The sequence below is a fragment of the Parasphingomonas caseinilytica genome (assembly GCF_036663755.1).
GTDB lineage: Bacteria > Pseudomonadota > Alphaproteobacteria > Sphingomonadales > Sphingomonadaceae > Sphingomonas.
Window position 1 is genome coordinate 49431 of the sequence record NZ_JAXOJL010000001.1, and the last position, 24146, is coordinate 73576.

Sequence of the window (24146 nt, forward strand, 5' to 3'; positions counted from 1 at the left end):
AGGACGTGGGATTTCAAGGAGGTCACAGTGGCGCTTACGGCTTTGAAAGTGAAGCATGCCCGTCCGGGTAAACACGCAGACATGCATGGCCTTTATCTCATAGTACGAGCCACCGGAACGCGGTCGTGGGTGTTGCGCATTCAGCATCTGGGAAGGCGCCGCGACTTTGGGCTGGGAGCGGCTCACGATGTTTCGCTCGCCGATGCGCGAATGCGGGCGGCAGAATTAAGAAAGGCCGTCCGGGCGGGCGTCGATCCGACCGCCGGAAAGCGCGCCGAGAGAAAGGTTGTGCCGAACTTCGAGAAAGTCGTCCGCGACTGCTATGCGACGATGAAAGGCGGGTGGAAGGATCAGCGTCACGTGTCCTGGATTTCAAGCTTCGAGCGTCACGTGTTTCCGATAATCGGCAACAGGGCCGTGTCGGCAATCGACAGCAGCGCTGTCTTATCGGTTCTGGAACCGATCTGGCTGACCGTCCCCGATACGGCCAAGCGGGTCTTGCAGCGCATCGGTACGGTACTCGACTATGCCCATATTAAGGGTTTGGTGCCTGCGGAGATTTCCCTCCGGTCCGTGACCCGCGGCCTGCCAAGGCAGACTCGACAGATTACGCACCGGGCGGCCATGCCGCACGAAGACGCGCCAGCGTTTATGAAATCTCTGATGGGGCTGCCAGAGACCTTGGGCCGGGACGCCCTTAAGTTGACGATCCTTACAGCTGTACGGTCAAACGAGACGCGCAAAGCAACCTGGACCGAGTTTGACCTGGACAAAGCGGTCTGGTCGATCCCGGCAGCGCGCATGAAAATGAAGGAGCCTCACGTGGTGCCGTTGTCGGCCGCGGCAGTGAGGATCCTGCGTGGCCTCCGGCAACGGCATATCGGGCTGTACGGCAAGGCGACTGGGGATCAACTGCTGTTCAGCCTGACACAGGGCAAGCCAATCAGCGATATGACGATGCTCAAGGTCTTGCGCGACATGAAGGTTGATAACGCAACCGTTCATGGCTTTCGCAGTACCTTCACCGACTGGGTTGCCGAATGTACCAATGTTCCGAAGGAGGTCGCCGACAAGGCGTTGGCGCACCAGATCGCCAACGCCGTCGAGGCAGCATATCGTCGAACTGACTTTTTTGATCGCCGGCGAGTATTGATGAGCGAATGGGCGGATTTCCTGAAGATGTGAGGGCCACGAGGAGAGGTTTGGCCGACATAGCGTGGCGAGATGACCGCGCCAGTTTCGGACGGGTATTTGAGCCGCTTTTTGCGAAGTGCTCGCCCCTTGGTATGTCATCACTGGCTTCGATCCCGCCGGTCAGACGTTAGGGCACGACTATCGCGCGCTGATGAAATTGGCGACTGCACTGTGCGCGCCGCAGAAGTTGCGAACACTGCTGTCCATTGTTGCTTCAAGCGACTATGAGGCCGGCGCCGTTTAGGAGTCTAGCGACGCCTTGAAGGCTTGCCTGCCTGGGCGTGGCGAACTGAAATCCAGTTTGGAAACTGTGCGGGCAAAAGTGACGGAGCTATTTTGCCGGGTCTCGCACGCAACCGACGATCGTATTAAATAAAGTGGCGATCTAAGGGCGTCTGTGATCCGGGGATTAGAAAGTGTCCAGACGATGGAGCTGAAACGCAGGTGCTTTGCGCCTGCGATGTCGAGTTTGCTGTCAAGGTCGTTGGAGTTGGAGACACACGTTCGGAGGCAAACCAGATAGTCTCCGGCGATTGCCGAAAAATCAGCAGCATGCAGCGGGATCTCCTTGGCCCCCACCGGAATCATCCTGAAGGCCCGGAGACCGTTCGCTGAACCGTACTCGTTCCCTAGAGCTGTCGGGACTCTCTACGCTGCCAGCCAGTTTGCCCCGAGCGGACGCACAAGGGGCCTAGCCCGCGACTTGGGCGATCGAGGCACTACGGTAAACTTCTTTCATCCCGATCACATCGCTGAACGCGGGTGTGCCGACAGTAAGTGGTGACAATCTGCGCGGCGTCAGTACGACAGCCGAGGACAAATGGATAATTTTCACTGCCGCCCCTACGACGAGGTAGGATCGGGCCCGCCTGCAATATCGCTTGTCTGACGCAACGCCTCAATGTGATCGATCGATTTGGACTCGATGCCCGCAACTTCGTTTCGCGCTCCGTCGAGAGCAATTACGATCTCATCCATCTTAAGGTGCAATGCTTTCTCGCTTCGGCGTTGCCCGTTCAGCACCATCTGGGTCAAGGTGATGGACGCAACCGATAGGATCAGCGTCAGCGTATTTTCGCCAGCCGGCCCCGCCCGAAAGAACCAGCCCGCACAAAAGATCGCCACCAGCACTATCGATAGCGGTGATCCTGCCAAATCTGCGGTTCGTCCAGCCATTCGGCTGCCGAATTCATTTAAACGTCTTAACATCTCATTTCCGGTTCCATCGTAGCAGATGTCCGACAGATCCATTGTCAGCGAGACGTCCGCCCGGTTGCGATAGGCCAGTTATTCACGGCGGCCGAGGATGCAGGCGGGCGCGAGACGATCTGTCGGATGGCTCCAACCGCGAAGAATCCTGCACTCGTCAAAACCACGTACACGATTGCCAACATCGTAATATCCTGCGGATAAGGCCTCCACTGAAAAGCCGCCAGCCTTTCGACCGGCGGCTTTCCGTCTGGTCGACGATACGAACGCTTATGCGAAGCGGACGGTCGTCTTTGCCTTGCGGCCGCGCGCTGCGCTGCCGATCATGCCGAACCCGACGACCATCAGACCCCAGGTTGCAGGCTCAGGAACAGCTGCAGTTACGGTGGCGAACGACAGGTTGCCTGAGAACGACGCGTCGGCAGGTTCTGTAGATCCGGCTGCGCCGACATTGCCCGAAACGAACAGCGTGTTGACACCGCCGGCGACGAGCGTTTGGTTTAGCAGATTGCGGAACTCTTGGACACCGCTCGACAGGTTGTTGAAGTTGACGCCGTTCAGCGTAACCGTCGTAAAGTCGATATTGGTGGCCATGTTATTACCGGTCAACAGCGACGAGATGTCGGAGCTGGCAAGATTGTAACCCACTGGCGTCGTGAAAGTGAACGTGCGCGTGAATGAGCAGAACACGCCGTTGTTCGCGCAGGTCACGGCGTCGTCGCCATAGGTGCCGCTGGGACCGGTGATCGTCAGGAACTGGGCCGCCTGGGCAGACGGAGCGGCCGCGAACGCGACCGTTGATGCCACTGCTGCCAACAAAAACTTTTTCATAAAAAACCTCATCCTTGATTTAGATTATGCTGATCCAACGTCGGATCGTTTCGACGTAAAACGAGCTGGAAAAGAATTTCCAGACGCGGTCGAGTAGAGGCATGTTTCATGCCAATCCCGGATCTAACTCATTTCGGTAGCCGTCACGTCGCGAGGTGTAAGCACCAGCGACAGGTCATTGAAAAGTAATGCATTTTTGATTGTAGACCTACGGCTAATTTCTAAACTCTACTGGCCCTGTTTTCGTTCCGCTGCTCTTACATTGTGTTTTAACAATGTTACCCGCCACGCTGTCCGGCGCTTGACCAGACGTACCCAACAGTGGTTCTCATTGGGCTCAGCACAAGCGTATTGGCGTGGTATCTTGATCTTGATTACGCATGGGACACCGGCCGTTAGCGGATTCTCAGGCTCTTTCGATTAGCGAATTTTGCAATCAGTTTGACGGGGGGTTCAAGTGGCCAACAGAAAATGGACCGACGAGGATTATGCGGATCTCCGCCGGCGCGTTAAAGCAGGCCAGACCGTACGAGAAATAGCGGCAGAACTCGCACGCACGCAGGAGGCCACACGCACCAGAATGCAGTTGATCGGACTGACCACACCACGCTTTATTGTTAAAAGGATGGCCTCAGACGCGTGAAAATCTCGTTATCTGAACGCACGTCCTAACGCCTTGCTCCAATGAAGCCCTTGGTGACCCGGCGCATGCCACACCACGCGCAGCCCGGCCGGAACAGCCTCCCATTCACATCCTGGCTGACGGATGAGATCAGCGGAACATCGGGAGCATCTCGAAAACTCGAGGCCCTCGTTCCAAATTACGGTCGCCGGGAGGTGCCCTCGCATTTTACAAATCCACGTCATACCGCAGTGGTACCATCAAAATCTAAAAATGAAGCGTCGGCACTCATCAGAGGTTGATTTGAATTGCTTCTGACCACGGAAAGCAAACGGCTACAAAAGACCGTAGCAACCTCTTATCGTTTACCCGCGTTTTCAGGCCACAAATAACTTAGACTCGGGCTTTTCGCTGCGAAATAACGATCGTCGAAACGCGCGAACGCTAAATGACCAGGAACGCCCATACTCGCGGCAGGTGTGGATCGGCGTTGCCGAGCGAGTTTGTTGCCCCGCCGTAATTCCGCCAGTTTTCCGTGATTATTTCGGCCGAGAGCCATGACGCTCGAGCGCCTTCTTCACAAAGCGGAAAGCGGCGTCCTTGTCCTAGCTCCGAATGATGTAGCTTTCGAGGATTTCGCCCTCGTGATTGATCGCTCACAACAGATAGACTATCTCGCAGTTGAGCTCAGCCTACATTTTATTGAGATGCCACTGCCAAGCTAGGAAGCGGCGCATGTGCGAGACCGGCTGCTAATAAACGCCAACGGCGAGCATCGGGCGGAATCTGTTATACAACATTAGCACCGGCTTGTGGCAAATGTCGATACTGCGCTCAACAGAAGTTCTTCGACATTCAGCACCGATAGCGAAAGTGGACTTAAATTATTATGACCAGCCGGACCACCTCGGGTGATAAATGGAAGCAACAAAACGGACTAGACTGCGGGGTCCTCGATTTACGGATCATGAAAATTTGGCATCATCGGGGTTGATCGGCTGACACGCTTGCCTCCCAACACCCGTGATTTCCATCAATAGCAGAACTTCAATCGTCATCGTCATCGTAGTCGTAGCGCCAGTCATGTCCAATGCGCCGCTGCTGTTCCCAATAGAGCCGGCGCTGCTGATCTTGCTGCCATTGTTGCAGTCGCCACTGGTAAAGCTGCAAGTCGCGCTGATAGGCCTGCGAAACGTAGCGGTTTTGATAGTCATACCGCTGGTCGACCTGCGGGTTGTAGGTCGAATATCCGCCGCGACTGCCATAACCATAACCGTAATCATCATCGTCGTCACCATCACCGTAGCTACTATATCCTCCGGTTCCAAACGTTAGCGTGATCCCGCCGGACGTCTGGGCAGAGGCCAAAGGCGACACAGCTGCAGTGGCTAAAGCCGCAACGATTGCTAGTGCACGTAACATAACAACTTCTCCGAGATAAATGGTGTCTACCTGCAGCGGCTATTGCTGCGCTCGATGGCGCGCCCAGCCAGCGCCCCACCGCCGGCGCCGAGGATCAACCCTGTCGTGCTCGGCCGGTTGTAATAACCGCCGCGTCCAACTTCGCGTCCGAGCAACCCTCCAACCACGGCCCCGAGGATGGCACCGGTCGTACCGGAACTGCACCGCTGACCCTGGTAGGAGGAACGCTGATCCTGATAATTGCCGCGCTGCTGATAGCTGTTACCGTCGCGGTCATAGTATTCGTCCGAGCGTGCATTCCGGGCATATTGCGCGCGACGCTGCTCGACATAGCGCCGCTGTGCTTCACGCTGTCGATACTCGGCGTATTGGGCTTCGCGTTCAGCTCGGGCACGCTGCTCGTAGCGGCGGTCTTCGCGGTCCGATTGATCGTAGTCATCGTCGGTGTTGCGACCTTGATAATATCGATCGCCGCTGTAACCCTGGGCCACAGCAGGAGCCGCTGAAACACCGCTCAGAGCCACACCAGCAAGCGAAATAGCCATGGTTATCTTCTTAAGCACCGTGCGTCTCCTCGAAAAACTCTGCGACACATGATGATTAGTGAAGACCAAATGACAACATTCTGAACAAGGCCGTTATCATTAGTTCAGAATTACTGATGACCACGGGACGGGCCATCAGCCCCGAATTTGATTCTTTACGACGACAGCCTACCGCTGGCGATCCAAACGGCCATAGTCATCTACTCGGCGTCCGGTTGCGAGAATGACGATGCTCAATACATGACTGGCCCGCGCGGGCAGGGCGCCCAGCGATCGCGGTGCGAAACGTTGTGATTTATTCACAAGACAACGGTGCCGCCGGAGTTCATTAAGCGCCGCCGCCCATAAGAGGTGGTAGATAGGAGTAGTGATGACCAATCTTTCAAAACTTGCCATTTGCATTGCCGCAATGTCGATTGTCGCCGCCGCACCGGCGATTGCCCAGACCAAGGTGGAGGCGGGTGCATCAACGATGCAGTCCGAGCATCACACAACGACCGTTGCGACCAAGGTTACGACCAAAAAGACAACGACTGCCCCCACCACTCATAGGGTCGTTCGACACCGGACTGTCCGCCATCGCCATCAGACACCTGTGAATACGGTGAAAAAAACAACGACAGAAACTCACACCACAACCGACCCGAAATAACACTGGTTGACGAGGCTGCTTTCGCATCGGAAGCAGCCTCGATCGTCTGATTTGTGACGGTGTGCAGGTCGTCGGAAAATTCTCTTCGCAACCCATTCGGCTTGTGCTGCAAGCAGAGCAATTGTCGGCGCACTGAATTCCGGCCCGAACTTCGGCCGCCTGCCCAGCCAACATAAGATCGGCGGGGCTGTGGATGGTGCGGGCGGCAAGCGTGCCGCCCGCCTCGAACAAGGACCATTGTCATGACCAAGCTGACCGATCTCAACAGCATTTTCGTGTCCGTCGCTACGCAACGTGACACCGGCAGCCTGCTGTCCCGCTCAACACCCGCCGGTCATCAACCCGGAGCTTGCTGTGACTCTTGAGGAAATACGGCTCCAGCCGCGCCATTTGCAAGCCCGTCAGCCACTGCAGGTCGCTCACCCCCGGCTCCTAGCAGAGGCTGAAACAGATCGCGACGCTCACATTAACGGGTCCTGACCCAGGAGTCGTCGCACCCAAGAATGTCGCTGCGCTAGCAGGCAGGGCGATCATCGCGCAAAGTGAAGCAGCGAGAGTTGCAAACAGTTATATGGACATTCCTCTTTTACGAACACGGCTTTTCGCCAGCGACCGTTCTGCAAGGATTGAAAAAATTATACGTTTCTGGGCAGAGTGAAGCTAATAGAATTAAACTGTAAGAACACACCTAGCGGTTATCTCGGCGGAAGCTGGAGAATAGCGGAGACCGTGTTAGACGTTAGTGGAACTACGAACTCCAGCCCAAACGTTTTGGCCGAGACCCATCGCACAATCGCCCGACCCAACGGCAGGTCGCAATGTACGAGTACGCTCTCACCCATAGCAGGTGGGCGAGCTGAATGAGCGCGAACACCATTTTCGGAAATATCGAGGAGATGCAATGCTATGCGTTCGCCTCGCTCGATCCAGAAGCCGGGCTGAAAACTTTTCTGCCGCCATACGATCCGCTCGAAAGTACCCGGCGCCAGCGTTATGTGTTGAGATTCAACGGATGGCCGCGAGCTCGGTTCAGCCACCTTTGTTGCCGCCACCGTTGCCGTTGCCGTTTCCGTTGTTACTATTGTTTCCGTTGTCTTTCAGTGCCTTCTCCGCCGCCTTTGCGGCGTCATCGGAAGCTTTGCTTGCAGCTTTGGCCGCGGCCTCTGCAGCCTTCGCGGCGTCGTCCGCCGCCTTTTTTGCCTCCTGGGCTTGCTTTTCTTGCTGCTTGGCCAAATCTGCGGCGACCTTTGCAGCGGCTTTATCGGCAGCCTTTGCAGCTTCATCAGCCGTCTTGCTTGCCTGCTCAGCCGCAGCCTTCGCCGCGTCATCAGCCGCCTTGGCTGCATTCTTAGCGGCCTTTTCAGCTGCTTTGTCTGAGTCAGCCTTTGCTACATCCTTTGCAGCTTTTTCAGCGTCTGCTTTTGCTGCGTCGGCCGCCGCAGTGGAAGCCTTTTGAGCGGCGTCTGCAGCGTCCCTAACGGCCTTCTCGGCCGCAGCTTGTGCCGCGGAGTCCCCCGATTGGGCCGCAGTGGCAGCATCAGCCGCGGCCTTCGCTGCGGCCGCGGATGCGGCATCTGCTTGGGTGCGAGCGACTGCGGTAGCGACGCGGTCTGCTTCTGCCTTTGCGGCGGCATCAGAGGCCGAAGCTGCCGCCTGGGCGGCCTCTTGTGCCGCCGCATAAGCAGCCGCCGAGCTGGCGTCGCTCTTGAGTTTGTCGGCATTTGCCAGTGCGGCGGCATTGGCGGATTGCTGGGCTGCAGCGTCGGCTAGAAGCGCCACTTGGTCCGCGTCGGCCTTTGCCTTCGATGCCGCAGCAGCTGCTTGTTTTTGTGTATCGGCGGCGGCGGTCGCTCGATCCTGCGCGTCTGCGGCGGCGATGGATTTGGTTGCTATTTCAACGGATTTCGTTGCCGAAGACGACGCTTCAGTTGCCGCCTTGGTCGCGCTGGCGATATCGGCGATATCGGCGTTCCCCCCCGTGGTGCCAGTCACGAGACCGCCGGTGACCGTCGCCAGCGATACAGGGGATGCGTAAGTGTCGGAATTAATCGCGGGTGGTTCAGCGAGTGGCATAACGGAAGTTGAGGTGGCTTGCGGCAGTTCAGGAACCGAGGGCGCAGCGGGTGATACCAATACCCTCGTTACGCCGTTTGTCTCGATCCGCATGCGATACAAATCTTGTACGCCGACAATCGCGACCGATCCCGGCCGCAAAAGATCGTGGGCACCGCCATCCGGCGTGGCGACATCGACGGCGCCTTCGAGCACCTGCACCGAGGCCCCTTTAGACGTCACGCCGACCGAGAAAGTCGTGCCCTTCACGACGGCGGCGAGATATGGTGTTTTGACTTCGAAATGCGGCGTCATCTTCTTCTTGATCATGAAGACGATGTTGCCGACCTCGGCGAAGACCTGTGTGAAACCGGTCGCCTGAACTTCGGCCGGCAGACGTAGGCGCGACGAGGCGGCCACCATCATATATTCGGTTCCGCGTACGAGGACGGCCCGACTGCTGGGACCGGTGGTCACCGTATCCCCGTCCGCAACTTGCAACCCCCGCGCGGCTATTTTCGTTACGCCGCTATGTGCGATCTGCACGTTGCCGCTCGTTTCGCTGACCTTCCAGCCGAGATCATTGGCGATTGCCACGGATGAACAGCTTGCGGCCAAAACAGCGATCAAGTGTTTGCGCAAAACGAATCTCCATCCCGTACATCTCGGATTGGCGATAAGGCCGCAGAATTTTAGATGGTGTTCAGTGAGAGGGTAAATAGCGCATTCACTAACCCCCATCGTCTAACCTTTTGGAAACGCTTGACCACTACCTTGACGCTTACGTGGATTGGGGATGGTGGATGCAACGCGGCGTTGGTATTTTTTTTTGGGCAGCAAGCGCGATCTTATGGTCGGCAACGATCGCGCCCCCGGCAGCTTTCGCTCAGGTCGGCTTAAATCAGGCAGACCCGTCGATTGTCGTCCGCTCGCTGCCCAAGCCTCCTCAACCCGTTGGCGAGCCTGACACAACACTTCTCGTCGGACCGACAATTTCGTCGCAAGTTTCGAAGGAGGAGTTACCCCGGGTCGCGTCCTCAATTTTGATAGTCGGTGCTGCAGAAATCCCGCGCAGCGCATTTGCCGACGCCATTGTCCCCTACATCGGTCGCGATTTGACCAACAGCGATCTGACAAAGCTTGCTACAGAAATCGCGGCGAAAGCGCGATCCGAAGGCTATCCGCTTGCCAATGCGTGGGTCGAACGACAAATTATCGGAGATGGCATCCTGCGCGTAAGACTCGATGCCGGCATGCTTTCCGCGGTTCGCGTAATCGGCGCGAACAACGCTTTGGCCGACCGGATCCTGACGAGGGCGCTGGTGACGGGTCGCCCAGTTCGTCGCGATACGCTCGAACGGGCGATACTTCTGGTCGGCGACATTCCTGGCGTCTCGGTGGTGGAGAGCCGATACATTCACCAAGACGGGTTCGGTATCCTGCTGGTCACGATCAAGCGAGACTGGTTCGGGGCTTACGCTCAGATCGACAATCGCGGCAGCACGGAGGTGGGGCCGATCCGTTCCACCGTCCTGGGCAGCTTGCGCGGCATCGTGCAGCCGGGCGACGAATTGGGCCTGATCAGCGCGCAGACGCCTTTCCAGCCTTCGGAATTCTTCTTCGTGCGCGGGCGGTACACAAGCCCGCTGAGCGCGGCTGGCACGACGCTGTCCGTTTCCGGATCTTATGGCCGCGCGCATCCCGGGGCATCGCTGCTGCCCCTGCGGGTCATCGGCGAAAGCGTCGATGGCAGCCTCGGCCTGTCGATGCCGCTGATCCGTGCACAGAGAAAGAGTGTGTGGGCGACTCTTGAAGTGCGCGCTCTGCGCAGCCACCAGACGTTGCTCGGCAGCGATCTGCGGGACGATCGGCTGGCGACGCTGACTGGCGCGCTGAACGGCAATAGCCGCGTCGGGCCGGGCGTCCTGCGTGGCTCGGTCGCGCTGGTCGCCGGCCTGCCTGTTCCCGGCGTGACGCATGAAGGCGACCTGCGCACCTCACGCAGCGACGGCGATGCGCGGTTCCTGACGGTCACTTACGATCTGGAATGGGTCGCACCGATCGCCTCCCGCTTCAGCCTCGCCTTGTCGTCGCAGGCGCAGATCGCGTCGCGCCCGCTGCTGGCGACGATGGAGATCGGCGTCGGCGGACCATCGTTCGGGCGCGGATATGATTATGCTGAGCGGACGGGGGACGACGGGATCCTCGGCGGCGCGGAATTGCGGATGAATCTGGGCCGCGTCGTTCGTAAGGTGATTGATCGCGCGCAAATCTATGGTGCCGTCGATGGCGGCTATGTCGGCAATTTGCGAAACGGGTCGGGCGGCGGCACGCTACTCTCGACTGCGGCCGGGCTGCGTCTGGGTCGCGGACGCCTCGACGGGATGCTGGAGGTGGCGCTCCCGTTGAATCAGGACCGGTTCGATACGAAGAACCGCCAGCCGCGCATATCCTTCCGACTATCGCGCGTGTTCTGACTCGGATGGCTCACCTTTATGCCAGACTGATGCGGGTTCGCTCGTCGTCTTGGATGATCCTTGCGGCTGCGGCCCTGTTCGGACTGTATTTGTCGCTGAGCGTCACTGGCGCGGCGATGGACAGGGCGCTTTCGCCAGTGCGTTTCGGGGTCGTGCATCGCGCCGCCAGCGGCAAGGTGGTCATCGTCGAAATGGATGCTCGGAGCACGGCGGCAATCAGGCGCTGGCCGTGGTCCCGTTCGTATTATGCCATGGCCGTGGACCGGCTGAATGAAGCGGGCGCCGCGCCGATCGTATTTGACGTTGAATTTTCCTCTTCGTCTGACGCGGCCGGGGATCACGCATTTGCGGCCGCGCTTGCTCGGGCGGAGGGCAAAGTGGCCCTGCCGACCTTCGGGCAGAGCGCCAATTTGACCGATCAGCGCACGATCGACGCACTGCCTATTCCCGAATTGCGCTCCAACGTCGCTCTGGCGTCGGTGAATATTGCCCCCGATCCAGATGGACAGGTCCGCACGATGCCGTTCGGCACGATGACCGCAGGCATTCCGCGACCGTCACTGTCGGCCTACATCGCGCAGCGGTCCGGTGCCGCCAACACCGACTTCCCGATCGACATGTCGATTGACCCCACGACGATCCCGCGCCTCAGTTTCATCGATGTCGTGCGGGGACGCTTTGATCGCGCGACGGTGCGAGGCCATAGCGTCCTGATCGGGGCGACCGCGATTGAGATGGGCGATCGATACGGAACGCCGCAATGGGGTGTCATCCCCGGCGTCGTGGTGCAGGCGATGGCGGCGGAAACGCTATTGCGCGGGGTGCCGGGCGAGGGAGCGGCGCTCGTACCATATCTCATCGCGCTGCTTGCGGCCGCAGCGATGATAGCGGCTGCATCGACCCGACGCCTGATATTCACCAGCGGGCTGTCGCTCGTTGTGATCGTGGCGCTCGTCCTGCTGGCGCAGCACTGGCTGTTGCTCACATACCCGCTGGCCGCCGCGCTTGGCGTGATCCTGCTGGCCGGTACCGCTTGCGCGTTACGCGAGGCGTGCGACCGCTTCAGGGTGCAACGTACGATCGATGAGGCGACCGGATTGCCAAATGCCCGTGCAATGGATGCGTGCGTAGGCACGGGCAACGCTACGACGCTGGTCGCCGTCCAGATCGAGAATTACGATAGCCTGCTGGCCGTTCTGGGCATCCGCTTGGTTAGCGACGTCGTCGTCCGCGTGTCCGAACGGCTTGCGCTGATCGCCGATGACCGGCGCGTATTTCGGACCAGCGAGCGGCAATTGGCGTTCACCTTGCCGGCCGACCAGCCAATCGACGATACGCTGGACGGCCTTCGCCTGGTGCTGCGCCAGCCGGTCGAGGTGGCCGGACGCCGGGTCGATGTGTCTGCTTCGGCAGGTGCGTCGTCAGGGGTGGGTGGCACCGAACACTTGCTGGTCGAGGCGGTGATTGCGGCTGACGATGCGCTGAGGGCAGGGGTCTTCTGGCGCAGCAGCGCGCACGACACGCACGATCGCGAAGTCGCGATTTCGCTGATGGGCGAGCTGGACGAAGCCTTGGCAGCAGACCAGATCGAGGTCTTCTATCAGCCCAAATACAATCTCCGCGAAGATCGCATCACCGGCGTCGAGGCGCTCGTCCGCTGGAAACATCCGCAACGCGGTTTCATTGGACCCGATCTGTTCATTCCGCTGGCGGAAAAGACCAATCGCATCGAGCCGATGACGCTCTACGTCCTCCGCAGGGTCGTCCGCGATTTGACAAAATGGCGAACAACGCATGCCGACGTCACGGCGGCGGTCAACATCTCGGCAAACCTGCTGTCCGACGCTTCGTTCAACACCAAGGTCGAAGATATTATCGAGGCTTCCGGATTGCCGAAATCGTCTCTGGTGTTCGAAGTCACCGAGTCCGCGACGATGTCGGACCCGATCAGGGCGATTGCCGCGCTGAGGCGGTACCGCGACCTTGGCATTGCCGTTTCGATGGACGATTACGGAACCGGCCAATCGACCCTGACCTATCTCCGGCAGCTTCCGCTCAACGAGTTGAAGATCGATCGCAGCTTCGTGCAGCACGTTCACCGTAATCCCAACGATGCATTGCTGGTGCGATCGACCATCGAACTGGCGCACAACCTTGGCCTGAAGGTCGTCGCTGAAGGCGTTGAGGATGCGGAATGTCTGGCTTACCTCCGCGTCTGCGGTTGCGATCTGATACAGGGCTACCTCATTTCTAAGCCAGTCCCACTGGCACAATTTCTTCTATTGCTTGACCGGGCATTTCCAAAGGCGGCGTGAAATCGATGTCTTGCAACGCCATCTCTAGCCTTTCTGCTGGCGAAGTTCGCTTCAACTGATCAGGCGCGGCGGTTGTCTACAACATCGTAAAAGACGGGATTGCGCACCCAGTCATCGACGGCGGAGGCGTGCCAGCCGACGCATCGCGCGCTGAGTTGGACGCTTTTTGGGAACGTGCCGCTCTGGACCTTACGGTAGAGCGAGGACCGGCTTAGCCCGGTCCGATCAAGGACGGCATTGAGGCGCAGGATGCGTTCGTGTTCGTTGGCCATGGTATCCCGGGGGTGCTGCGATGAGTGGTGTTGAACAGAACATGCGTCTCTTCCGATAAGAGCAAGAGGTAGCTCGACGCCGGCGAGTGGTGGCGATGTAAAACCAGCCTTGGCGTAGGCGTCGCCCGGCGAACTCGGATGAGCGTCTGCCGCTTTGGCGACATCGCGCTCTACGCCGCTGGCGCGGCGCCGGGCCGCCATGCGTCCCGGTCCATTCGGATCGCGATCACTGACATAATGGCCGTGCGTTTCGCCCGGCCATGCGGTCGATCGCTTGCGCGATCGGCGTGTGCCTCCGGCACGCGACCTGGCGGGGATGGGCGTCGCTCTCCGGTAGGCCCGTCGCGGCGGGTCGCAAACCGGGCTGTGCCCGGCTCCTCCACTGCGTTGCGGCCCTTCGGGGATTAACGTGCTGATCCTGTGGGCGGCGGTGACCAGTGGGCGGTTCAGCTCGCAACGCTGGCTGACCTACCGGCAGGCCCAGGCAGCGGGCGGGACCGTGCGACGGGGCGAGAAGGGGACCATGGTCTGCTACGCCGATCGCTTCGTGCCGAAAGACGAAGCCGCACGGGCGCAGAACGAAGATCGCGACGTGCGGCAGGTGGCGTTCCTGAAGCGCTTCACCGTGTTCAATTTGGATCAATGCGAGGGGCTGTCCGATGCCTTGGTCAGCGTTCCAGGCGCATTGCCCGCAACGGAAATCCTGCCACGAGTGAAGGCGCTGATCGACGCCAGCAACGCGGACGTGCGGATCGGGGGTGGCGAGGCGTATTATTCGCCCGGTCGCGATTTTGTCGCGTTACCGCCCCAGGCAGCGTTCGGCGAGCCGATCAACTGGTATCGCACGGCGCTCCACGAGCTCGGTCACTGGACCGGGCATCACAGCCGGCTGGACCGGGATCAACGCGGCGGGTTCGGCACGCCGGACTATGCGCGGGAGGAACTGGTCGCGGAGCTGGTGAGCGCTTTTGCCTGCGCGTCGCTTTCGGTCCAGCCGACTGTAAGGCACGCCGACTATATCGGCAGCTGGCTTGCCGTGCTGCGCGAGGATGACAAGGCAATCTTCCGCGCCGCAAGCGCTGCCAGCAAGGCGGCGGATCTCCTCCTTGGGTTCTGCCCTGATGCCGGCGATGCGATCGATCGGGAGGCGGGCGCATGATCGACCCACGAAACGAGCTGACGCGCGCACGGCATACGTCCGGGCAGTCCGCCGCTTCCAGCTCCGTCAGGGACGACATCCCGGCCGACCCGGCACAACTTGCGATGATGGAGCGTGCGATGCGCACGTTGCCGCGCCTCACCCGCGAGATTTTTCTCGCGCATCGGCTGGACGGCCTCAATTACGATGAGATCGGACGGATCGTCGTCATCACGCCGCGACAGGTCGAGCGGCACATCGCGAGAGCTTTCCATCAACTCTCGCGTTACCTGGGTGGCGACGAGCGCACGCCGTGGCAACGTCGCTGGCATTCCTTCCTTGCGCGACTTTGGAATTGACCGCCCGAACTGCACGCCGGTCAATCCAGGCGCAAGGCAGCCCGGTTGCCATCTGACGCCCGCGCGGGGCGCGTCCGGTGGCAGCCGGGCGAGCCTGTGCTTTCCTGTCATGGCTCGCTAGGATCACGTCATGCGCGATACCCTCGACCATCTTCCCAAGTCCAAACAGCGCGAACTGGCGCACGTCGTTCGCGTGCTGTTCGAGGAGTTCGAAGCCGTGCACGCCCGCGGCAACCAGAAATGGGCCAAACAAGGGCGCGTCCTGAAGCTGGTGCTGTACGGCTCATACGCCCGCGGCGACTGGGTCGATGATCCGGTTGGCGGCTACAAATCCGATTACGACATCCTTGTGGTCGTCAGCGACGAGCGCCTGACCGAGTTCGAGTTCTGGTCACCGACAGAGGATCGGCTGATGCGGGATACGACGATAACAGATGCGCTGACCGCGCCGGTCAGCCTAATCGTGCACAGCCTGAACGAAGTGAATGCCCAGCTCGAGCGCGGGCGACCGTTCTTCGTCGATATCGTGAAGCAGGGCGTGGCTCTCTACGACGCTGAGGGTTTCTGCTTTGCAGCGCCGCGGCAACTGCCGCCCGATGAGGCACGAACAGAGGCAACCAGTCATTTCGACCATTGGTTTGCGCTCGCATCACAATCCATTCGTACGGCCGAACTTCAAAGGCTGGAGGGGCAAAATAAGACTTGGAAAGCGGACGCGGCCTTCACGCTGCATCAAGCTTCGGAGCGCCTTTATCACTGCGTTCTTCTAGTGCTGACTTTGTACTCACCAAAGTCGCACCGGCTCAATTTCCTGCGCTCGCAGGCCGAGCAGGTCGCGCCGGAATTGATCGCGGCCTGGCCCCGCAACGACAGGTTCAGCCGTCGAAGTTTCGAGCTGCTGCGCCAGGCATATGTCAACGCGCGCTACTCGCCGCACTACGAGATCGGTGATGACGAGCTGCGCTGGCTCGGCGAGCGTGTCGCCGTGCTGCAGGCACTGGTAAAACAGGTCTGCGAGGCACGGCTCGCGCCGGGCGATCTCTAATCCCCCGGCACTTGCGCGTTCAGTCAAACTTGACCGCAAGTGGTGCGCGCTTTGGCTTTGCAGCGGGCTTTGCGGCTGCCGCTTTTGCCGCGCGGCCTTTTTGCCCGAGGCCGATCTTCATCGCCATCGCGCGGCGCGCTTCCGAATAGCTCTCCGCGACCATCGGATAGTCGGCCTTCAGATTGTAGCGCTCGCGATACTGTTCGGGCGTAATGCCATTGGTGGTGAGATGACGTCGCAGGGTGCGGTACGGCTTGCCGTCGATCATCGAGATGATGTGATCCCTGGACGCCAGGGATTTGCGCACCGTCACTGCAGGCGTAAATGTTTCGGCCAGGGCGGGCTCATCTGTCGCTCCGGCAGCAGCACCCTGTGCACCGGTCAGTTCGCTCATCGTGGCATGCATTGCGCGCAGGAACGCCGGCACGTCGTCTGCAGAGACGCGATTGGTCGCGTTGCCAAGCCAGGCGATCGTCAGTTCGGCGGCAAGCTCGACAGCGTTAAGAGAAAAGTCTTCGGTCATTCTGGCGTACCCTTATCTTTATTGTGGCAGAGGTTGTCGATTTGAACCGTGTCAGTTCCCACCATGCCCTGCACTCAAATCTTTTAATGGGGATCGCGCAATAAAGCGACTGGTGAGGCGGTGAGAGTATCGAAAGCCCGTTTTCCGCGCCGTCGCCACAGTGTAATCATCTCATCGCGATCGTCAGCCTGCAACAGCACCGCGAGATCTAGCAACGCGCCAAGGATAACGGCGCGGTCGTCATCGACCAGATCGACGATACCGGACTTTGCCACCAGCCCGCCGAGCTCGATCAACTGGCGCGTGCGTTCGCGGCGCGTCACGACCCAGGTCCGCATGTCTATTCGTGCACGTCTAGCCTCCAGACGATGACGTGCTGCCACCGCCCGGCGCGCCGCCGCCCGCGTGGTCGCGAGCAGGTCCAGCAGCCCGCGCCGTGCGCTGAAAGAAGGCCGCGCCACGCTTGCGCCAGCTCTCCTTCGCGCTCGTGTCCTTGCTCTCGATTCCGGCGAGCAGCAGCCCGGCCAGTTGTTCCACGGAAAGAGCATCGGCCCCGGTCGCGATGACCAGCTCGCCCAGCTGATGCAGCCGGCGCTCCCTGAGCAGTTTTGCCTTGTCGCCAAGTGCCTTCAGTTCCGAATCGAAGTCACGGGGTTTGCGCATCGGATCCTCCTCAATTGCGTCTTGAGGACGCACCAGTTATCGAAGCGGTCGATCAGCGTAAACAGCGTGACATTTAGTGGGACGCGCGGTTCCTGAGATAAATGAATATTTTCGAGGGCGCGCTTATACGTCGTGCCGACGTGCGCTTTAGAGTGTAGCTGGTGTGCCGTCATGGCGCTCTACCACTTCTCGGCAAAGATGATCTCGCGCACCGCTGGCTCTTCGGCGCTGGCGTCGGCGGCGTATCGCTCGGCCTCGCGGCTGCATGACCAGCGGCTCGACCGGCACCACAACTTCTCGAACAAAGCAGGCGTCGTCCACTCCGAGGTAATGCTGCCCGACGGCGCACCCGAGCACCTTGCCGACCGGGAAACCCTCTGGAATGAAGTCGAAGCAATCGAGAAGCGGATCGACGCGCAACTCGCGCGGGAGATCGAGTTCGCGATTCCCCGCGAGCTGTCGCAGGCCGACGGTATCGCGCTGGCGCGCGACTTCGTCCGCGACGAGTTTGTGTCGCGCGGGATGATCGCCGATTTCAACGTGCATTGGGACGTGGGCGTGGACGGTCTCGCCAAGCCGCATGCGCATGTGATGCTGACCACGCGTGAGGTCGACGAGGAAGGGTTCGGTCCGAAGAACCGCGACTGGAACCGCACCGATCTGCTGGAGACGTTGCGCGAGCACTGGGCCGGGCACGTCAACATGCGGCTGGCGGAGTTGGACATCGACGCACGGGTCGATCACCGTTCGTTGGAAGCGCAAGGCATCGACCTGGAACCGCAGCACAAGATCGGCCCGGCAGCGTCGCGCATGGGGGGGAAGGGGCTCGAGTCCGAGCGTGCCGAAGAGCACCGCGAGATCGCCCGAGCCAATGGCGACAAGATCATCGCCAACCCGAACCTGGCGCTAGAGGCGATCACGCATAGCCAAGCGACCTTTACCCGCCGCGATTTCGCGATCTTCGCGCACCGGCACAGCGACAGTCTGGAGCAGTTCGAGGCTGTAAAGGCGGCGGTCAACGCGTCGCCCGACCTAGTCGCGCTCGGCAAGGACGGGCGCGGCGAGTACCGGTTCACCAGCCGCGCGATGATCGAGACGGAACAGCGGCTCGAACGCGCGACCGACGCCATGGCAAACCGCGACCGGCACGCTGTCCCCGACCGCGACCGCGACATCGCGCTGGCGCGTGCCGCGGCACGTGGGATGATCCTGTCGGCGGAGCAGCGCAGTGCGCTCGAGCATGTGACGGGCCGGGAAGGGCTGAGCGTCGTGATCGGCTATGCCGGCACGGGCAAGTCGGCGATGCTTGGTGTTGCGCGCGAAGCGTGGGAAGGGGCGGGGTACTCAGTCCACGGCGTCGCCCTGTCGGGCATTGCCGCCGAGAATCTCGAGAGCGGCTCGGGCATCGCGTCGCGCACGATCGCCAGCACGGAGCATCAATGGGGGCAGGGCAGGGAGTTGCTCGACCAGCACTCGATCCTGGTGATCGACGAAGCCGGGATGATTGGGACGCGGCAGATGGAACGTCTCGTGGCAGAGGCAGAGAAGCGCGGGGCGAAGGTCGTGTTGGTTGGCGATCCACAACAGCTGCAGGCGATTGAGGCGGGGGCTGCGTTCCGCGCGACGGCGGAACGCCACGGCAGCGTCGAGATCACCGACATCCGCCGCCAGCGCGAGGACTGGCAGCGCGTTGCGACGCGGCGGCTTGCGACAGGGCGAACCGCGGAAGCGATTATAGCCTACGACGAGGCCGGCAGCGTGCATGCCGCCGCTACGCGCGAGCAGGCGCGCGACGAGCTGATCGAGCGCTGGGACCGCGACCGGGCCGGCGCGCCGGACGCAACGCGCATCATCCTCACCCACACCAATGACGAGGTTCGCGAACTCAATCTCGCTGCGCGCGAACGGCTCCGCGCCAGCGGTCAGCTTAGCGACGATGTCGCCATCCACACAGACCGCGGCGACCGGCAGTTCTCAAGCGGCGACCGCGTCATGTTCCTGAAGAACGAGCGTGAGCTTGGCGTGAAGAACGGTACGCTTGGTGAGCTTCAGTCGGTTACGCAAAATCGTATGGCGGTGATGCTCGACGATGGCCGGTCTGTGGCGTTCGACGTAAAGGACTATAACCAGATCGATCACGGCTACGCCGCGACCGTGCACAAATCGCAAGGCGTGACGGTTGACCGGGTGCATGTGCTGGCGACACCGGGGCTGGACGCCCACGCCGCGTACGTTGCGCTGTCGCGGCACCGGGATAGTGTCGATCTGCATTATGGCCGCGACGATTTCGCCGACCAGGGCAAGCTGGTGCGCGCGCTATCGCGCGAGCGCGGCAAGGATATGGCGAGCGACTATGCCGATCGTGAGACCGGTGAACGCACGTTCGCCGAACGGCGCGGCATCACGGTGCGCGAACGCATCGTGCAGGTGGTCGAAAAGGTCGTGCCGGAAAAAGTCCGGAACATGTTCGAAGGGCTCCGGCTGCCGATGCCCAAACCCGACCCTGAGCAGCTATCTCCTGCCGAGCAGAACCAACGCGCCAACCGAGCCGCGGTCGAGCGACACGCGCGCGCCGTAAATGCGATCTTTACCGCCCAGGATCAGGGCCGTCCGGTCGATCCCGCAATGACCGAGGAGCTGAAATTTGCTCGTCGGGAATTGAACGGACGGCGAGACGATGGCGCGCGCGATATCGAAACGGCGTACAAAGCCGACCCATCACTGCCGAAGGAGGCAGCCCGCGGCGACATCGCCCGTGCCGTCCGGGCGATGCAGCTCGAAACCGAGATCCGTACCGATCCGAATCGCCGCGCCGATCGGTTCATCGAGCGCTGGCACAAGCTCGATCGGCAAACTCTTCTGGCATATCAGGACGGGCGGATAGGCGATTATCGCAACATCCGCCGGTCGATGGGCGAGATGGCGGAGGGGCTTCACCGCGATCCGCAGCTGGAATCAGTGCTGGCGATCCGCAAGCAGGAACTAGGCATCACGATGGAGATGGGCCGCAGCATTGGTGCGCAGCTGGCGATGGAGCACGGGATCGATTTTGGGCGCGGGCGGGGGCTCGGCAGATAGCCTCTGAGAGAAAGCAGACAGTCCGCATTTGCGTAAGACTGGTGGGAAGCGGCACGGCCGCTTTGGAGCGGTTGAATGAGTTTACGCTCATTCGTTCAAATAGCGGGGCTGTCCCCCGGCCGCCTAACTGAAGCAGCCTAACGACCGAAATGGCGCATCATAGATAGCGTGATGCGCACCGCCATTCGCGACCGCCGCGTCCGCCTCGATCTTTGCGGGTGACCGCGGCGGCGGATCGGCTAAGCTGGTGGGTAACAGGAGATCCGCGCACCGTGAAGCACACATATACCGCCATTGCCTTATGCCTGATGGCCACGCAGCTTTCGGCCCAGAGCGCGCCGCCACCAGTGAACAAGCCGGTCGAGCAGACGCAGGGGCCGGAGGACAAGGTGCCCGCGCCGGTGCCGGAACAGGCCAGCCCGTTGCCCCCGCCGGCGACGCCGCCCGTCGCCGCCGCCACGCCAAAGAAGCCCCCTGTCTGGAACGTTAGCAATCCGCGTGGCCTGAAGACACGCGAAGTTCCGATCCGGGTCGACGAAGGCAGCTGGATGAACGTCGACGTCTCGCCCGACGGCCGCACGCTCGCCTTCGATCTGCTCGGCGACATCTATACGATGCCCATCGCGGGCGGCACGCCGACGCGTATTGCCGACGGGCTGGCGTTCGAGCATCAGCCGCGCTTCTCGCCGGACGGGCGGCGGATCGCCTTCACCTCGGATCGGGGCGGTGGCGACAATATCTGGGTGATGAACACCGATGGCAGTGACAAGCGCCAGGTGACCAAGGAAGATTTCCGCCTGCTCAATCAGCCGAGCTGGAGTGCAGACGGACGCTTCATTGCCGCCAAGAAGCATTTCACTACCGGCCGCTCATTGGGCACCGGCGAGATCTGGTTGTACCACGTGTCGGGCGGCGGCGGCGTGCAGCTTGTAAAGCGCGCCAGCGAAGTACTGCAAAAGGAGCTGGGCGAGCCAATCTACGCCCGCGACGGCAAGAGCATCTATTACACGCGCAACGTGTCGCCCGGCCCGATCTTCGAATATGCGCAGAATTCGCGCACCGATCTGTTCGATATCGAGCGCTACGACTTGGATTCGGGCGAGGTGACCAGCGTCGTTTCCGGCGTCGGCGGGTCGGTGCGGCCGACGCCGAGCCGCGACGGCAAGCGCATCGCATTCGTAAGGCGCGAGAACAACATCACCAAATTGTGGGTCAAAGATCTGGCCAGCGGCGTCGAGCGTGTCGTGTACGGACCGCTAGATCGCGACGTACAGGAAACCTGGGCGGTGACCGGCGTATATCCCGAGATGGCTTGGACGCCGGGCGACAAAGAGATCGTGTTCTGGGCCGGCGGTAAGTTGCGCCGCGTGAGCTTGGATGGCAGCGGTGGCACCGTAATACCGTTTCGCATCGACGATACGCGCGTGATCGTCGACGCGGTGCACCCGCAGATCGAGGTTGCGCCGGATCGCTTCATCACCAAGATGCCGCGTTGGGCTAGCGTCTCACCTGATGGCCGCACGGTGGTGTTTGAAACGCTCGGTAAATTGTGGACCCGTCCGATGGCGGGCGGCACGCCGACGCGCCTGACGCGCGGGCAAGAGGAGATGGAGCTGTTCCCGAGCTGGTCGCACGATGGGCGGCAGATCGTGTTCGTGGGCTGGAGCGATGCGGGTCTCGGCCAAATCCGCACCGTCGCAGCTGGCGGCGGCGCGTCACGCACTGTTACGACGGTCGCCGGGCATTACCGCATCCCGCGTTTTTCGCCCGACGGCCGAACGATCGTGTTCGAACAGGGCGATGGCGGCCGGTTGACGTCCGCGCGCGGTAATCCTGGTGTCGGGGCGTACCGCGTCGCGACGACCGGCGGCGCGCCAGTGCGCATCGCCAAGGACGCCGCATCGCCGCAATTCGGCGCGAGCGGCGACCGCGTATTCCTGATCGTCAACGAAAAGGACAAGCGCCAACTGATCAGCACCGGGCTCGACGGGCAGGATCGCCGCGTCCATGCCGAAGGCGAGCTGGTGAACGACTACCAGGTATCGCCCGCAGGCGACTACATAGCCTTCCGGCAGAATTACGAGGCGTTCGTGATGCCGCTGATGCCGGGCAAGCAGGCAGTGGTAGCCGACGGCTCGGCTAAGTCTGCGCCATTGCCAATCACCCGCGTCAGCGGCGACGGCGCGGACTTCATCAATTGGTCGAACGACGGCAAGGCAATCCACTGGAGCGCCGGCCCGACGCTATACACCGCGCAGACCAGTGCGCTGTTCCGCGATGCGCCGGCGGGCGAGGATGCGCCGAAGTTCGCCGCACCCCGCACCGGAGTGTCGCTGTCGATGCCAGTGACTGCTGCCAAGGCCATAGGCACGGTCGCCCTTACCGGTGCCCGCGTCATTACGATGGCCGCTAAGGACGGCGGGATCATCGACGATGCGACGATCCTGATTCGGGGCGACCGCATAGCCGCGATCGGCCCGCGCGGCTCGGTCGCGGTGCCCGCAGGCGCCAAGACTGTCGAACTCGCCGGCAAGACTATCATCCCGGGGCTTGTAGATGCCCACGCGCACGGACCGCAGGGCGAAGACGAACTGGTGCCGCAGCAGAACTGGTCGGCAATGGCCAACCTCGCACTCGGCACGACGACGATCCACGATCCCTCATCCCGCTCGGCCGAAATCTTCCCGGCGGCGGAAATGCAACAGGCCGGCATGCTGCTCGCGCCCCGTACCTTCTCGACTGGCGAAATCATCTATGGTGCCAAAGCGCCCGACGTGTACGCGCAGATCGACACGTACGAGGATGCGCTCGCCGTCGTTCGCCGCCTTAAAGCGCAAGGCGCGCACAGCGTGAAGAACTACAATCAGCCGCGTCGCGAACAGCGCCAGATGGTCGTCGCCGCCGCGCAAGCCGAGAATATGGAAGTCGTACCCGAGGGCGGATCGCTGTTCACGATGGACATGAGCCTAGTGCAGGACGGCAATTCCACCGTCGAGCACAACGTGCCACTCGAGCATTTCTACGCCGATGTGGTGAGTTTATGGTCGCAGTCGACCGTCGGCTATACGCCCACCTTGGTCGTTGCCTATGGCGGGCCGGCCGGCGATCCCTACTGGCGCGCGCATAGCGACGTCTGGCGGCATCCCTTGCTCAGCCGCCACGCGCCGCCCGCTTTGCTTGCCGCGCAGAACGCGAGGCGCGAGATTGCGCCTGAAGAGGACTATGTCGACGGTGCGACGGCCCGTGAGGCAAAGAAGCTCGCCGACAAGGGCGTGCCGGTGGCGATCGGCGCACACGGGCAGCAGCCGGGGCTTGGCGCCCATTGGGAGCTATGGAGCTTCGTGCGTGGCGGTTTCACGCCGGTCGAGGCGCTTCGTGCCGGCACGATCGAATCGGCGCGCTCGCTGGGATACGACAAGGATGTCGGCTCCCTTGAGGTAGGCAAGCTCGCCGATCTGGTCGTTCTCGATGCCGATCCCAGCGTCGATATCCGCAACAGCGACAAGGTGTCGCGGGTGATGCTTGGCGGGCGGCTATACGATGCGGCAACGCTGAACGAAGTTGCGACCGGTACGCGCAGGCGGCTGCCCTATTGGTGGGAAGGCACGGGTGCCGGAACGGACACCGGCGTGAAGCTCACTGTTGGGCATGGCTTTGGCGACATCGACTGAGCGACGACCTACCACACCTGTCAATCCAACCCTTCTCGGCCTCCAACGTCTTTTCCGTTATTTGGCAAGCAGATGATT

The 24146-nt window shown here is 61.2% G+C and carries 20 protein-coding genes and 1 pseudogene; 10 read left to right on the forward strand and 11 right to left on the reverse strand.

The annotated features are described in order from the left end of the window. The first annotated feature begins 27 nt into the window (after positions 1-27). A complete protein-coding gene (locus U1738_RS00220) occupies positions 28-1185 on the forward strand; it encodes a tyrosine-type recombinase/integrase (protein WP_332787031.1) in 1158 nt (385 codons plus the stop codon). A gap of 852 nt (positions 1186-2037) precedes the next feature. Here U1738_RS00220 and U1738_RS00225 read toward each other — a convergent pair. The 4 genes from U1738_RS00225 to U1738_RS00240 all read right to left on the reverse strand — a co-directional run bounded on the left by U1738_RS00225 (position 2038) and on the right by U1738_RS00240 (position 5841). After that, the gene (locus U1738_RS00225; protein ID WP_332787032.1) at positions 2038-2445 is read right to left on the reverse strand and encodes a low affinity iron permease family protein; all 408 of its coding nucleotides are present in this window, start codon (positions 2443-2445) and stop codon (positions 2038-2040) included. Between the two features lie 228 nt (positions 2446-2673). Further along, the gene (locus U1738_RS00230) at positions 2674-3234 is read right to left on the reverse strand and encodes an FxDxF family PEP-CTERM protein (protein WP_332787033.1); all 561 of its coding nucleotides are present in this window, start codon (positions 3232-3234) and stop codon (positions 2674-2676) included. 1669 nt (positions 3235-4903) lie between these two features. Then, entirely contained in the window at positions 4904-5278 is a 375-nt protein-coding gene (locus U1738_RS00235) for a hypothetical protein (RefSeq protein ID WP_332787034.1), read from the reverse strand. A gap of 26 nt (positions 5279-5304) precedes the next feature. Continuing rightward, positions 5305-5841, reverse strand: coding sequence for a hypothetical protein (locus U1738_RS00240; RefSeq protein WP_332787035.1), 537 nt, complete (start codon positions 5839-5841; stop codon positions 5305-5307). 352 nt (positions 5842-6193) lie between these two features. Here U1738_RS00240 and U1738_RS00245 point away from each other — a divergent pair, with 352 nt between their 5' ends. Continuing rightward, on the forward strand, positions 6194-6475 hold the full coding sequence (locus U1738_RS00245; protein WP_332787036.1) for a hypothetical protein: 282 nt from the start codon (positions 6194-6196) through the stop codon (positions 6473-6475). A 242-nt stretch (positions 6476-6717) separates the two neighbouring features. After that, positions 6718-6840 carry a hypothetical protein gene (locus U1738_RS00250; RefSeq protein ID WP_332788235.1) on the forward strand — a complete coding sequence of 41 codons (123 nt, stop codon included), beginning with the start codon at positions 6718-6720 and terminating at the stop codon, positions 6838-6840. On the opposite strand, the pseudogene U1738_RS00255 reads toward U1738_RS00250, so the two are convergent. From U1738_RS00255 to U1738_RS00260, 3 genes and pseudogenes are all read right to left on the reverse strand, one after another. Beyond that, positions 6791-6898, reverse strand: a pseudogene (locus U1738_RS00255) (IS5/IS1182 family transposase); the annotation flags it as partial. The gene U1738_RS00250 and the pseudogene U1738_RS00255 overlap by 50 nt on opposite strands. 272 nt (positions 6899-7170) lie before the next feature. Then, positions 7171-7527 carry a PilZ domain-containing protein gene (locus tag U1738_RS20245; RefSeq protein WP_443026958.1) on the reverse strand — a complete coding sequence of 119 codons (357 nt, stop codon included), beginning with the start codon at positions 7525-7527 and terminating at the stop codon, positions 7171-7173. Then, positions 7505-9124 (reverse strand): FecR domain-containing protein, encoded by a 1620-nt coding sequence (locus tag U1738_RS00260; protein ID WP_332787037.1) that lies wholly within the window; start codon positions 9122-9124, stop codon positions 7505-7507. Before U1738_RS00260 ends, U1738_RS20245 begins: the two co-directional genes overlap by 23 nt. A 206-nt stretch (positions 9125-9330) precedes the next feature. Between U1738_RS00260 and U1738_RS00265 the strand changes: the two genes are divergently transcribed. Together U1738_RS00265 and U1738_RS00270 are read left to right on the forward strand one after the other, a co-directional pair. Continuing rightward, positions 9331-11004, forward strand: a complete 1674-nt coding sequence (locus U1738_RS00265) for a ShlB/FhaC/HecB family hemolysin secretion/activation protein (protein WP_443026959.1) — start codon at positions 9331-9333, stop codon at positions 11002-11004. Positions 11005-11057: 53 nt separating this feature from the next. Beyond that, on the forward strand, positions 11058-13319 hold the full coding sequence (locus tag U1738_RS00270; protein WP_332787038.1) for a putative bifunctional diguanylate cyclase/phosphodiesterase: 2262 nt from the start codon (positions 11058-11060) through the stop codon (positions 13317-13319). A 59-nt stretch (positions 13320-13378) separates the two neighbouring features. Here U1738_RS00270 and U1738_RS00275 read toward each other — a convergent pair whose 3' ends face one another. Next, on the reverse strand, positions 13379-13591 hold the full coding sequence (locus tag U1738_RS00275) for a helix-turn-helix transcriptional regulator (protein WP_332787039.1): 213 nt from the start codon (positions 13589-13591) through the stop codon (positions 13379-13381). Between the two features lie 409 nt (positions 13592-14000). Here U1738_RS00275 and U1738_RS00280 point away from each other — a divergent pair, with 409 nt between their 5' ends. From U1738_RS00280 to U1738_RS00290, 3 genes are all read left to right on the forward strand, one after another. After that, positions 14001-14750 carry an ArdC family protein gene (locus tag U1738_RS00280; RefSeq protein WP_332787040.1) on the forward strand — a complete coding sequence of 250 codons (750 nt, stop codon included), beginning with the start codon at positions 14001-14003 and terminating at the stop codon, positions 14748-14750. Further along, the gene (locus tag U1738_RS00285; protein WP_332787041.1) at positions 14747-15088 is read left to right on the forward strand and encodes an RNA polymerase sigma factor; all 342 of its coding nucleotides are present in this window, start codon (positions 14747-14749) and stop codon (positions 15086-15088) included. Before U1738_RS00280 ends, U1738_RS00285 begins: the two co-directional genes overlap by 4 nt. Before the next feature lie 130 nt (positions 15089-15218). Next, positions 15219-16133: a HEPN domain-containing protein gene (locus U1738_RS00290; RefSeq protein WP_332787042.1), complete on the forward strand. Its 915-nt coding sequence runs from the start codon at positions 15219-15221 to the stop codon at positions 16131-16133. Positions 16134-16152: 19 nt separating this feature from the next. Here U1738_RS00290 and U1738_RS00295 read toward each other — a convergent pair whose 3' ends face one another. The 3 genes from U1738_RS00295 to U1738_RS00305 all read right to left on the reverse strand — a co-directional run bounded on the left by U1738_RS00295 (position 16153) and on the right by U1738_RS00305 (position 17319). Beyond that, positions 16153-16656: a Ros/MucR family transcriptional regulator gene (locus tag U1738_RS00295; RefSeq protein ID WP_332787043.1), complete on the reverse strand. Its 504-nt coding sequence runs from the start codon at positions 16654-16656 to the stop codon at positions 16153-16155. Positions 16657-16739: 83 nt separating this feature from the next. Continuing rightward, on the reverse strand, positions 16740-16979 hold the full coding sequence (locus tag U1738_RS00300; protein ID WP_332787044.1) for a conjugal transfer protein TraD: 240 nt from the start codon (positions 16977-16979) through the stop codon (positions 16740-16742). Between the two features lie 31 nt (positions 16980-17010). After that, a complete protein-coding gene (locus U1738_RS00305; protein ID WP_332787045.1) occupies positions 17011-17319 on the reverse strand; it encodes a conjugal transfer protein TraD in 309 nt (102 codons plus the stop codon). 171 nt (positions 17320-17490) lie between these two features. Here U1738_RS00305 and traA point away from each other — a divergent pair, with 171 nt between their 5' ends. After that, entirely contained in the window at positions 17491-20397 is a 2907-nt protein-coding gene (gene traA / locus U1738_RS00310) for a Ti-type conjugative transfer relaxase TraA (RefSeq protein ID WP_332787046.1), read from the forward strand. 308 nt (positions 20398-20705) lie between these two features. Beyond that, positions 20706-24068, forward strand: coding sequence for an amidohydrolase family protein (locus U1738_RS00315; protein WP_443026973.1), 3363 nt, complete (start codon positions 20706-20708; stop codon positions 24066-24068). The last annotated feature ends 78 nt before the right edge of the window (positions 24069-24146 follow it).

Excerpts from the sequence above, each read along its gene's own strand:
- U1738_RS00225 (WP_332787032.1), bottom strand. The coding sequence starts at position 2,445 with ATGGATCTGTCGGACATCTGCTACGATGGAACCGGAAATGAGATGTTA.
- U1738_RS00230 (WP_332787033.1), bottom strand. The coding sequence starts at position 3,234 with ATGAAAAAGTTTTTGTTGGCAGCAGTGGCATCAACGGTCGCGTTCGCG.
- U1738_RS00235 (WP_332787034.1), bottom strand. The coding sequence starts at position 5,278 with ATGTTACGTGCACTAGCAATCGTTGCGGCTTTAGCCACTGCAGCTGTG.
- U1738_RS00245 (WP_332787036.1), top strand. The coding sequence starts at position 6,194 with ATGACCAATCTTTCAAAACTTGCCATTTGCATTGCCGCAATGTCGATT.
- U1738_RS00250 (WP_332788235.1), top strand. The coding sequence starts at position 6,718 with ATGACCAAGCTGACCGATCTCAACAGCATTTTCGTGTCCGTCGCTACG.
- U1738_RS00265 (WP_443026959.1), top strand. The coding sequence starts at position 9,331 with ATGCAACGCGGCGTTGGTATTTTTTTTTGGGCAGCAAGCGCGATCTTA.
- U1738_RS00270 (WP_332787038.1), top strand. The coding sequence starts at position 11,058 with ATGATCCTTGCGGCTGCGGCCCTGTTCGGACTGTATTTGTCGCTGAGC.
- U1738_RS00275 (WP_332787039.1), bottom strand. The coding sequence starts at position 13,591 with ATGGCCAACGAACACGAACGCATCCTGCGCCTCAATGCCGTCCTTGAT.
- U1738_RS00285 (WP_332787041.1), top strand. The coding sequence starts at position 14,747 with ATGATCGACCCACGAAACGAGCTGACGCGCGCACGGCATACGTCCGGG.
- U1738_RS00290 (WP_332787042.1), top strand. The coding sequence starts at position 15,219 with ATGCGCGATACCCTCGACCATCTTCCCAAGTCCAAACAGCGCGAACTG.
- U1738_RS00295 (WP_332787043.1), bottom strand. The coding sequence starts at position 16,656 with ATGACCGAAGACTTTTCTCTTAACGCTGTCGAGCTTGCCGCCGAACTG.
- U1738_RS00305 (WP_332787045.1), bottom strand. The coding sequence starts at position 17,319 with ATGCGCAAACCCCGTGACTTCGATTCGGAACTGAAGGCACTTGGCGAC.
- traA (WP_332787046.1), top strand. The coding sequence starts at position 17,491 with ATGGCGCTCTACCACTTCTCGGCAAAGATGATCTCGCGCACCGCTGGC.
- U1738_RS00315 (WP_443026973.1), top strand. The coding sequence starts at position 20,706 with ATGGCCACGCAGCTTTCGGCCCAGAGCGCGCCGCCACCAGTGAACAAG.